This window comes from Collinsella aerofaciens, from assembly GCF_018785245.1.
Lineage (GTDB): Bacteria > Actinomycetota > Coriobacteriia > Coriobacteriales > Coriobacteriaceae > Collinsella > Collinsella aerofaciens_AD.
The window spans coordinates 1-10644 of record NZ_WQPL01000077.1 but is presented as its reverse complement, the minus strand read 5'-3'; the positions used below and the strand labels follow the sequence as shown (position 1 = coordinate 10644).

The following is a 10644-nucleotide window of genomic DNA, read 5'->3' as shown; positions in this document are numbered from 1 at the left end:
GTCGGCGGCCCGTTCTGGGCGCGCCTCAATCGTAGCCCGAGACGGTCCCGGGCTGACAATTTCGACTGTAATGGACGTTCCTTTTATGCCGGCACCTTGGGACACTCCTTTGCATCCCATGCGGCCCTCCTCAATTGCGGTGAAATACGGACTGTTTAGCGGCCTGAGGCCATAAAACAGTCCGTATTTCACCGCAATTGAGGAGGGGGACCGGGCGGATGGTGGAGTAGCTAAAAGTGCCCCGTCCCTAATTAGCTACTTGGGCTCGGTCGATGTCCATGCTGGCGATTAGGTTGATGTTGGTGTCTAGGAGGTTCTCTAGCACGACGTCGCCCATGCGGATGGGGGCTTTGGCCACTAGTCCGCGGATGAGGGCCATGGCTTGGGCGTGGAGCTCTAGCGGGATGGCTTCGGCCGTGCGCACGGGGAGCAGGGCTTCGTCGCCGCCGGAGACGGCCACGGTTGTCGTTAACACGCGCATGGGGCAGGTGAGCTCCTGATGCGCGAACTTATCGCCGCGCAGGCAGTTGTTGCCGGTTACGGAGCGCACTTCTACCACGGCGCCGTCTGCGTCACGCTCTACCTCTACGGTCAGGAGGCATTCGGATGGGCAGGTGGTGCAGTTGAACTGCAGCGTCTCGGTCGCATTCGTGCTCATGAGCTATGCCTCCTCAATGGGATCGACAGACAGAATAATCTCTCTAGCACCTAGGTCGAGTGCGCGCTGAATCACCTTCGCCGGCAGCGGGAAGCTTTCCATGACGCTTGGCTTAAAAGCGCGGACCTTGCCGGCGAACAGTTCCTCGCCGTCGGCCAAGATCCTCACGCAGGCGGCATCGACTGGCCGGCGCACGCGGAAGTTCAGCTTGGTGAGCGCCACGGTCGTAATGCGTCCCGGCAGTGCGTATCCCGCAACGCCGGCAGGGGAGACGGTGAGCTCCCAGTCCGGAACGGTGCCCGCGCCGGTCCCCAGCGCGTACGCCGCCGCAGCTGCGCCAGCCCTCTCGGACTCGGTCGTCACGTTGTCGGCCAGGTCGTGCACGTGCAGCACATTGCCGCAGGCAAAGATGCCCGGCACGCCTGTCTGCAGGCTCTGGTCCACCACGGCGCCCCGCGTGCGCGGGTCAAGCTCAACGCCCGCGCCCACCGAAAGCTCGTTCTCGGGAATCAATCCCACCGAAAGCAGCAGCGTGTCGCACGGAACGATGCGCTCCGTTCCGGCAATGGGCGCCAGATGTTCGTCGACCTGGCTTACCTCGACCGCTTCCACGCGGTTGTGCCCGATCACGCGTGTGACGGTGGTGGACAGGTGCAGCGAAATTCCAAAGTCGTGCAGGCAGTTCTTCACATTGCGGCGCAGTCCGTTGGCGTACGGCATGAGCTCGTATACGCCCTCGACCGAAATTCCCTCGAGTGTGCAGCGGCGCGCCATGATCAGCCCGATGTCACCCGAGCCCAAAATGACGGCGCGCGAGCCGGGTTTGAGGTTCTCGATATTGATGTATCGCTGCGCCAGGCCGGCCGTAAACACGCCGGCGGGTCGGCTGCCGGGAATCTTGATCTCGCTGCGGGTGCGCTCACGGCAACCCATAGCAAGGACGACCGCGCGCCCGGTGAGCTGCAGCATACCGGAGGGATTCATGAGCGTGACGGTATGGACCGCGCTGTCTCTCGTAGGCTCGCCTGAATCAATCCCAAGCACCATGCTGCCCAAGAACAGCGCAATGTCGGTCGCGCGCACCTGGTCGATAAAGCGCTGCGCGTACTCGGGACCGGTAAGCTCCTGTTTAAAGTGCGACAGGCCAAAGCCGGGGTGGATGCACTGGCGGAGGATTCCGCCCAGATGCTGCTCACGCTCCACGATGGCCACGCGCGCTCCGGCCTTATGCGCGGCCAGCGCGGCCGCCATGCCGGCGGGGCCGCCGCCGATAACGACCACGTCGAAGTCTTGCGTTTGTACGGCTTCTACGACGCCGCAATCAATCGCGCTCGATTTGAATTCCGCCATCTTAGCGCACCCCCTTCAACGGTCCCTCAACCAGCCAAGATCCGGTATCCTCCAACAGCACCTCGCTGGGGTCGCAGCTCAGTTCGCGCGCCAGGATTGCTACCACGCGGCTCTGGCAAAAACCGCTCTGGCACCGACCCATGCCGGCACGGCAGCGGCGCTTGACGCCCTCGACCGAAACCGCGCCCGGGCGGCGTCGGATCGCGGCCACGATCTCGGCTTCGGGCACCGTCTCGCAGCGGCAGACGATCTGCCCCCACGCGGGATCGGACTCAATCAGTTTCTCCTTGCGTGCGAGCGGCGCGCGGTCAAAGTCGTCCGGCGCACGGCGGACGGGATCCCAGTCGTCCCGCTCGCGCAATACCACGCCGGCGTCGCGCAGCATCTGCTCCATGCGCTCGGCAATGGCCGGCGCACTCGCCACGCCCGGCGACTGAATACCCGCTGCTTGGAATAGCCCCGGCACCGCGGCCGACTGCCCAATAAAGAAGTCGTTCGTTCCCTGAATGACCGGACGCCCTCCGGCAAACGCGCGCACCACGCGGCGCGTGTCCAGATCGGGCACCAGCTTGCGCGCACCGGTCAGGAGCACATTGACATCGCCCGCATAGGTCTGCGTGTCACCGGGTTCGCGCACGGCGGCCGTTGCGGTGATCACGGTGTTGCCGTGCACGGTGCCCGTCACGATAACACCCTTCGACACCGGCGTCGGCACGGGGTAGAGCGGCATGAGCGTGCGCGGCTCCTTGTCCAGCACCACGATGTTGCCCTGGCGCCAGACCATCTGAAACTCTTCGGCACCGGCCATATGCGAGATGTCGGCGGCGCCGTTGCCCGCGGCGTTGATCAGGTAGCGGCAGCGCACGTTGCCAGCGGGGGTCGCCAGCGTAAAGCGCGCGGCTTTGTCATCCGAGCCGGCAACATCGATGGCCTCCACTGGCGCAGACCGCATAAACGTCACGCCGTTGGCGACCGCGTTCTCCAGCGCAGCAATGGCTACTTCAAACGGGTCAACGTAACCGGTCGAAGGGCACCATAGTGCGCACGTGGCCTGGGCGCTTGCACGCGGTTCCAGCTCGCGGATGCGCTCGGGGCCGATAATCGACAGCTTGGGCACGCCGTTGGTCAGGCCATTCTGGCGCAGCTTCTCCAGGTGCGCGCGGTCTTCGTCGTTGAAGCCCAGCACCATCGACCCGGTGCGGCGGAACAAAAAGCCCAGCTCCTGGGCCCAGGTGCTATATAGCTCGCAACCACGGGCGTTGACCTGCGCCTTTACGGTTCCTGGCACCGGATCGTAGCCGGCGTGCACCAGGCCGCCGTTGGCCTTCGAAGCTCCCAGCGCGATATCGTTGGCCGCCTCGACCACGCAAGTGGACAGGTCATAGCGCGCGAGTTGCCGCGCGATGGCGCATCCCGTGATGCCCGCGCCCACAATTGCGATATCAAACGTTTCTGCCACGGTGCCTCCCAGACGAGTTGACAGGCTGTCAATAGGACTATCCTACGGTCTGCGTGTCCCCAGCACGGCGGCAATGCGGCGAACAGCCCCGCAACACCCGCCAACGGCAGGCGAGGGGAGATCCAGCAACGTCGACAACTTCGTCTGCCGGCTTTGATATCGGAGGTTTGTCTCGTTCTGTAACAGTAAGCTGAGGATTTGGGTTCCAGTTGTTACGGATTGAGATTTAAGTCGGGGAGAGATTCTTCTGTCTCGGTCTGTAACATCTGGGGACTGTTTTGGGATCTAGATGTTACAGATTTAGATGAACCAATCAGTCGATTTCGAATGTCTAAATCTGTAACAGTTAGACCTGTTTTTTGCCGAGTAACTGTTACAGATTGAGACATTCGGCCTGAACGTTTTCTTTTGTCTCAATCTGTAACAGTAAGAGGGGTTTTGGGGCCCAAGATGTTACAGATTGAGATTGAAGTCGGTGAGAGATTCCTCAGTCTAAATCTGTAACACCTGGACCCGTTTAAGCTGAGTAACTGTTACAGATTGAGACATTGGGTCTGGAAGTTTCCCTGTGTCTCGATCTGTAACATCTAGACCCGTATTCCGCTCCCACCTGTTACAGATTGAGATGTTTGTGTCCGCGCCGGCCCCGCCCCTAGCCGTGGTCCCATATAAACAAACCCCGTGGTAAACTTGACAGTACTGTAAATAATCCGAAAGGTTCCCGTAATGTCCAAGTACATCTCCGAGCTCATGTCGCCGCAGCTTATGGGCGTCGTCTATGCCTTTGTTGGCTTTATCATCGCCCTGTATGTGCTGTCGGTCGTCTATGTGTTCATCGACGCTCGCCGCCGCGGCGCCAGCGCCTACGTGGCATGGGGCATCATCGCCCTCATCCCGTTTGTGGGCCTCATCGCCTACCTGGTCTTGCGCCCGCACTCCTACGCGTCCGACCGCGAGGAGCAGGAGCTGGACATGGCCCTGCGCGAGCGCCAGCTTGCCCAGTACGGCACCTGCCCGCAGTGCGGCGCGCCCATCGAGAAGGACTTCGTCGTCTGCCCGGTGTGCGATACCCAGGTTCGCAACGTGTGCCCCAGCTGCCATCGCCCGCTCGATGCGCACTGGAAGGTCTGCCCCTACTGCCGAACTCGCATCCAGTAACGCATCCATCGCCGGGCCGGCCGCAAGCCACGGGCACGCCGCAAGCCGCGCGCGCCACGCAGCCCCGCCCCCACACGATGAAGCATGCGTAGAAAATCGCCCGCCGTGCCATTAAGGTGCGGCGGGCGCTTGTATACCAAGGCAACCTGCCTATAATGATGCAAGTCAAAAACGCCGAGCGCATCGCGCACTTGCATCAGGCATCCGAGAGGAGAAAACATACCCATGAAGGCACTCTACAATGACGGTTCGGTGGCCGAGCTCCCGCAGGACGAGGTCACGCACGTCATCCGCCACTCAGCCGCGCACATCATGGCGCAGGCCATCAAGCGCCTCTATCCCGAGGCCGACTTTGCCTACGGCCCCGCGACCGACAACGGCTTTTACTACGACGTCGACCTGCCCGAGGGCGTCAAGATCAGCGAGGACGACTTTCCCGCGATCGAGGCCGAGATGAAGAAGATCGTCAAGGAGAACCTCAAGTTCTCCGTGTACGAGAAGCCCCGCGCCGAGGCCATCGCCCTTATGGAGGAGCGCGGCGAAAAGTACAAGGTCGAGCACATCGGCGACCTGGACGACGACGCCCGCATCACCTTCTACCAGCAGGGCGACTACATCGACATGTGCGTCGGCCCCCACATCTGCTACACCAAGGCGCTCAAGGCCTTTAAGCTCACTGGCGTCTCGGGCGCTTACTGGAAGGGCGACAAGGACAACAAGATGCTTACCCGCATCAACGGCGTCGCCTTTGCCACCAAGGAAGAGCTCGACGAGCACATGCACATGCTGGAGGAGGCCAAGAAGCGCGACCACCGCAAGATCGGCCGCGAGATGGACCTCTTTATGATGCGTGACGAGGCCCCTGGCTTCCCGTTCTTCCTGCCTAACGGCATGATCCTTAAGAACACGCTGCTGGACTACTGGCGCGAGATTCACCACAAGGCCGGCTACGTGGAGATCTCCACGCCGCTCATCATGAACAAGCAGCTGTGGAAGACCAGTGGCCACTGGGACCACTACAAGGACAACATGTACTCCACCGTCATCGACGACGAAGAGTACTGCATTAAGCCCATGAACTGCCCTGGCGGCGTGCTGGTGTACGCCTCCAAGCCGCACTCCTATCGCGAGCTGCCCATCCGCGCCGGCGAGATTGGCCTGGTGCACCGCCACGAGCTGCGTGGCGCCCTGCACGGCCTGTTCCGCGTTCGCTGCTTTAATCAGGACGACGCCCACCTGTTTGTGCGTCCCGACCAGCTGACCGACGAGATCGTGGGCGTGGTCAACCTCATCGACTCCGTGTACCAGAAGTTTGGTTTTAAGTACCACGTTGAGCTTTCCACCCGCCCCGAGGACTCCATGGGTTCCGACGAGGACTGGGCTCGCGCCGAGGAGGGCCTGCGCACCGCTCTGGAGCAGCTGCACATGGACTACGAGGTCAACGAGGGCGACGGCGCCTTCTACGGCCCCAAGATCGATTTCCACCTGGAGGACTCGCTCGGCCGTACCTGGCAGTGCGGTACCGTGCAGCTCGACTTCCAGATGCCGCTCAACTTTGACCTGGAGTACGTGGACGCTGACGGCACCAAGAAGCGCCCCATCATGCTGCATCGCGTGTGCTTTGGCTCCATCGAGCGCTTCATCGGTATTCTGATCGAGCACTTTGCGGGTAAGTTCCCTACCTGGTTGGCCCCCGTGCAGGTCAAGGCACTTCCGGTTTCCGAGAAGAGCCGCGACTACGCTCACGAGGTGTGCGCCAAGCTGGAGGAGGCCGGCATTCGCGTGGTCTGCGACGACCGTGACGAGAAGATCGGCTACAAGATCCGCGAGGCCCGCAGCATCGACCGCATGCCCTACATGCTCATCCTGGGCGAGAAGGAGGTCGAGGCCGGCAATATCTCCGTCCGCGATCGTTCCAACGAGACCGTTCAGATGAGCGTTGACGAGTTTGTGGCCAAGGTGCTCGAGGAGATCAAGACTCGCGCCTAAGGCAAACTGCACAACAATTAACAAAGGCGACCGTCCACATAGGGCGGTCGCCTTTTTCATGCCGAAATAAGAAAAGCCGCTGGTTGAGCGGCTTTTTTTGTTGCACAAAAAGGTACAGGAGTTTGTAGAGGACTATGGAGATGTACCTACTGGCAGTACATTTTGCGTAATCTGGGCAAAAGCTGATTAATTACTCGTATAATCACGTCAGTCGAAAGATACAAAAACCTGTACTTTTGCGACTGCGCCTAGCTGCGAGCGAGAAGCCTGTTCAAAACGCCCGGGTATTTGCGTGTGTCGTAAAGCCAAAAGGAGGGGGCGAGAACATGGAACAGACGGCGCGGCGCCAAGAGCTGCTGCCGGGCGCATTTAACGGCGCCACCACCAACAACCAGCACGGCCGCGTCCGCTGGTATCTGGTCCACACCCCCAATGGAAAAGAGCGCGAGACCTGCGAAAAGGTCCGCTGCATTATCCCGCACAACCTTATGCAGGATGCTTTTGTGATGCAAAAGGAGTTCTGGTTTAAGCGGGACGGTGCATGGTCGCTCCAAACCAAACCTATGTATAAGGAATATTTCTTCGTCGCCACGCACGATGCCGCTGCGCTCGATAGGGCCCTGGCCCAGTTGAGCTTTGGCTGTCGCATCGCCGGCAGTAGGGAGCGGGCGTATATGCCCATGCCGGATGATGCGCAGGATTGGTACCGCAGCGTGCTCGACGACGACGGCGTGGTACGCAACAGCGTCGCGCGCATAGAAGACGGCGTGCTGCACATAGAGCAGGGTCCCTTGGTGGGGCAAGAGGCCCGCGTGCATAAGATCGACCGTCATAAGCGCTGGTGCCTGGTGGACGTGGGCGAAGGTAACTCCGCATTTAGGGAGCTGCTGCCGCTCGATGTCCCCAGTAAAACGTAAGAGAGACGTTGCACCAGCTATTCGTTCGCATTTTTGAATTTACAGATGGGGGGATCCCTGGGGAACGGGGACGTAAGTTTGACTGTGGCTGCTAAAGAAGTAACAGAGAGCAATGAGCCTGTGGGAGCGGCGCTGATTGCTCAGGCCATGGACCGGCGTGAGGGCACCGGTCGCTACAAGGCTATACAATCCATTATGGACTGGGATAATTCGCGCCTGGCTTATCGCGGCGTTAAACGCGCGTTCGATATCGTGTTTAGCGGCTGCGTTCTGGTTGTTATCGCTATTCCCAGCTTGCTGCTTGCCGCCGCCATTCGCTTGGAGAGCGACGGCAACCCCTTCTATAGCCAGATTCGCGTTGGTCGAACCCACGCGGACGGTAGTCTGTCTACCTTTCGCATGTGGAAGTTCCGATCTATGTACAAGGATGCTGACGAACGTCTCGCAGAGCTCAAAGAGCAAAACGAAATCGCCGGCGCCATGTTCAAGATGAAGAATGATCCGCGCGTCACCAAGATCGGAAAGTTCATCCGCAAGCATTCCATCGACGAGTTTCCGCAGTTCCTGAATGTGTTCCTGGGCCAGATGTCGGTTGTCGGTCCGCGTCCGCCGCTTCCTCGTGAAGTCGCTCAGTATACTGAGTTCGACCTTCAACGTTTGGGCGTAAAGCCGGGCATTACTGGCCTATGGCAGGTGACGGATAGAAACGACACTGATTTTGATGGTATGGTTCGTCGCGATCTCGAGTATATAGCTCGGAGAAGTATATTGCTCGATATTAAAATCGTCATTCTTACTGTTGTTGAAGTGTTTTCAGGAGAAGGAGCCTCTTGATTATCGGTTTTCTGATAATAAATTCTGTTTTCCATTGTTCATGTGGCAATGTCTGTATGTGTGGGTGGTTTTAGTATGCCGTCAGTATCTCTCGTAATTCCAACGCTTGATGCGCAAGCCGAGATTGGCGATTTGTTAAATCAGTTAATGCTTCAGACTTGTTGCCCGGATGAGATTATCGTCGTCGATTCTTCTTCGTCTGATCATACTGTCGAAATTGCTTCGGGTTTTGCCGGGGTTCGAGTCATCGAGATTGACCGTTCCGAGTTCAACCATGGGCTCACTCGTGACATGGCGGTAAAAGAGTCTTTTGGTGACATAGTTTGCTTCATGACCCAGGATGCCATTCCGGCAAATAATCGATATATCGAGAATCTTATCGCGCCGATTGTGTCAGACGAGCGCGTTGCTATTTCTTCAGGACGGCAGTTGCCAAAAGCTGATGCGCGCAAATTCGAACGTTTAGTTAGGGCGTTTAATTATGGTCCAGAATCAAACGTTCGTTCCAAAGCCGATCTCCCGAAATTGGGAATCAAGACGTATTTTGCTACGGATGTGTGCTCCGCCTACCGTCGTCGCATCTACAACGAGCTTGGTGGTTTTGGGAGGACTGATATGAGTGAGGATATGCTTATGGCGGCAAAAGCAGTTAACGCTGGCTATTCTGTTGCATATGCAGCTGACGCTTGTGTTTATCATTCGCATAACCTTTCCCCTGCCGAACAGTATCGTCGCAACTATGCGATAGGATATTTTCTTGAGTCAAATAAAGAAATTGTTGCGTGTACATCTGAGGTTGGAGAGGGTGGCCGGCTTGTCAAACAAGTTGGCAAACGTCTACTTCTTGACCACTCTTTTTTTGAATTCGGTGCTTTTGGTGTCGATTGTTTTGCAAGATTAATTGGTAATCGATTCGGTCGAATGACCGCTAAAAAGGAAAGGCATTAGGTATATGAAAGGCATCATCCTCGCCGGCGGGTCCGGCACGCGCCTGTACCCGCTCACGCTCGTGACCTCCAAGCAACTGCTGCCGGTCTACGACAAGCCCATGATCTACTACCCGCTGTCCACCCTCATGCTGGCGGGCATCCGGGACATCCTCATCATCTCGACGCCGACCGACCTGCCCAACTTCGAGCGCCTGCTCGGGGACGGCTCGCGCTACGGCGTGAGCCTCTCCTACGCCGTGCAGCCGAGCCCGGACGGCCTGGCCCAGGCCTTCACCATCGGCGAGGAGTTCATCGACGGGGAGCCGTGCGCGCTGGTGTTGGGCGACAACATCTTCTACGGCAACGGCCTGTCGCGCCACCTGACGCGCGCCGTCCAGAACGCCGAGTCGGGCCGCGCCACGGTCTTCGGCTACCACGTGGACGACCCCGAGCGCTTCGGCGTCGTGGAGTTCGATGCGCAGGGCAGGGCCGTCTCCATCGAGGAGAAGCCCGAGCGCCCCAAGAGCTCCTACGCCGTCACCGGCCTGTACTTCTACCCGGGCGACGTGGCCGCCAAGGCGCATAGGGTGGAGCCGTCGGCCCGCGGCGAGCTCGAGATCACCACGCTCAACCAGATGTACCTGGAGGAGGGGACGCTGTCCGTGGTCACCCTCGGCCGCGGCTACGCGTGGCTGGACACCGGCACCATGGAGAGCCTGCACGAGGCGGCGGAGTTCGTCCGCGCCGTGGAGCACTCCCAGGACCTGCCCGTGTCCGTGCCCGAGGAGATCGCCTGGGAGAACGGCTGGATCACGACCGCCGAGCTGGAGGAGGCAGCCAAGGCATACGGCAAGTCGGTCTACGGCCAGCACCTCAAGAAGGTCGCCGCCGGCGAGATCGTCAACAGCCCGCGCGAGTACTAATCCGATCCAATGGGAGATAGAAACATGTCTGAAGAACTCTTCGAGCCCCGCAACATCATCGTCACGGGCGGCTGCGGCTTCATCGGCAGCAACTTCGTGCACTACGTGGTCAATAACCACCCGGAGGTCCACGTGACCGTCCTGGACAAGCTGACCTACGCCGGCAACCCCGAGAACATCGCCGGGCTGCCCTCCGACCGCGTGGAGCTCGTCGTGGGCGACATCTGCGACGCGGAGCTGCTTGATCGCATCGTTCCGGGCCACGACGCCATCGTGCACTACGCCGCCGAGAGCCACAACGACAACTCCATCGCCGACCCGGAGCCGTTCCTGCGCACCAACGTCTTGGGCACCTTCCGCCTCCTGGAGGCCGTCCGCAAGTACGGCGTCCGCTACCACCACGTCTCCACCGACGAGGTCTACGGCG

Annotated in this window: 10 protein-coding genes; 7 read left to right on the top strand and 3 right to left on the bottom strand. The window is 59.7% G+C overall.

Annotation, left to right across the window (positions count from 1 at the left end):
- Positions 1 to 247 precede the first annotated feature (247 nt).
- Genes GPK39_RS09295 through GPK39_RS09285 form a run of 3 tightly spaced genes read right to left on the bottom strand, consistent with a single transcriptional unit; the run spans position 248 to position 3467 of the window.
- Complete coding sequence (locus GPK39_RS09295; protein ID WP_215675205.1) at positions 248 to 658, bottom strand: DUF1667 domain-containing protein; 411 nt, start codon at positions 656 to 658, stop codon at positions 248 to 250.
- 3 nt (positions 659 to 661) lie between these two features.
- A complete protein-coding gene (locus GPK39_RS09290; protein ID WP_215675203.1) occupies positions 662 to 2008 on the bottom strand; it encodes an NAD(P)/FAD-dependent oxidoreductase in 1347 nt (448 codons plus the stop codon).
- A gap of 1 nt (position 2009) precedes the next feature.
- Complete coding sequence (locus GPK39_RS09285; RefSeq protein WP_215675201.1) at positions 2010 to 3467, bottom strand: NAD(P)/FAD-dependent oxidoreductase; 1458 nt, start codon at positions 3465 to 3467, stop codon at positions 2010 to 2012.
- Between the two features lie 726 nt (positions 3468 to 4193).
- On the opposite strand from GPK39_RS09285, the gene GPK39_RS09280 reads away from it, so the two are divergent.
- The 7 genes from GPK39_RS09280 to GPK39_RS09250 form a co-directional block, all read left to right on the top strand.
- Positions 4194 to 4625, top strand: a complete 432-nt coding sequence (locus GPK39_RS09280) for a double zinc ribbon domain-containing protein (RefSeq protein WP_055251579.1) — start codon at positions 4194 to 4196, stop codon at positions 4623 to 4625.
- 225 nt (positions 4626 to 4850) lie between these two features.
- Complete coding sequence (thrS, locus tag GPK39_RS09275) at positions 4851 to 6614, top strand: threonine--tRNA ligase (protein WP_215675199.1); 1764 nt, start codon at positions 4851 to 4853, stop codon at positions 6612 to 6614.
- 326 nt (positions 6615 to 6940) lie between these two features.
- Positions 6941 to 7531 (top strand): hypothetical protein, encoded by a 591-nt coding sequence (locus GPK39_RS09270; protein ID WP_215675197.1) that lies wholly within the window; start codon positions 6941 to 6943, stop codon positions 7529 to 7531.
- Between the two features lie 84 nt (positions 7532 to 7615).
- Entirely contained in the window at positions 7616 to 8365 is a 750-nt protein-coding gene (locus GPK39_RS09265) for a sugar transferase (RefSeq protein WP_338404413.1), read from the top strand.
- A gap of 75 nt (positions 8366 to 8440) precedes the next feature.
- Entirely contained in the window at positions 8441 to 9313 is an 873-nt protein-coding gene (locus GPK39_RS09260; protein WP_215675195.1) for a glycosyltransferase family 2 protein, read from the top strand.
- A 4-nt stretch (positions 9314 to 9317) separates the two neighbouring features.
- On the top strand, positions 9318 to 10217 hold the full coding sequence (gene rfbA, locus GPK39_RS09255; RefSeq protein WP_215675193.1) for a glucose-1-phosphate thymidylyltransferase RfbA: 900 nt from the start codon (positions 9318 to 9320) through the stop codon (positions 10215 to 10217).
- A 24-nt stretch (positions 10218 to 10241) separates the two neighbouring features.
- On the top strand, positions 10242 to 10644 hold a 403-nt coding region (locus GPK39_RS09250), incomplete at its 3' end, for a GDP-mannose 4,6-dehydratase (protein ID WP_215675191.1).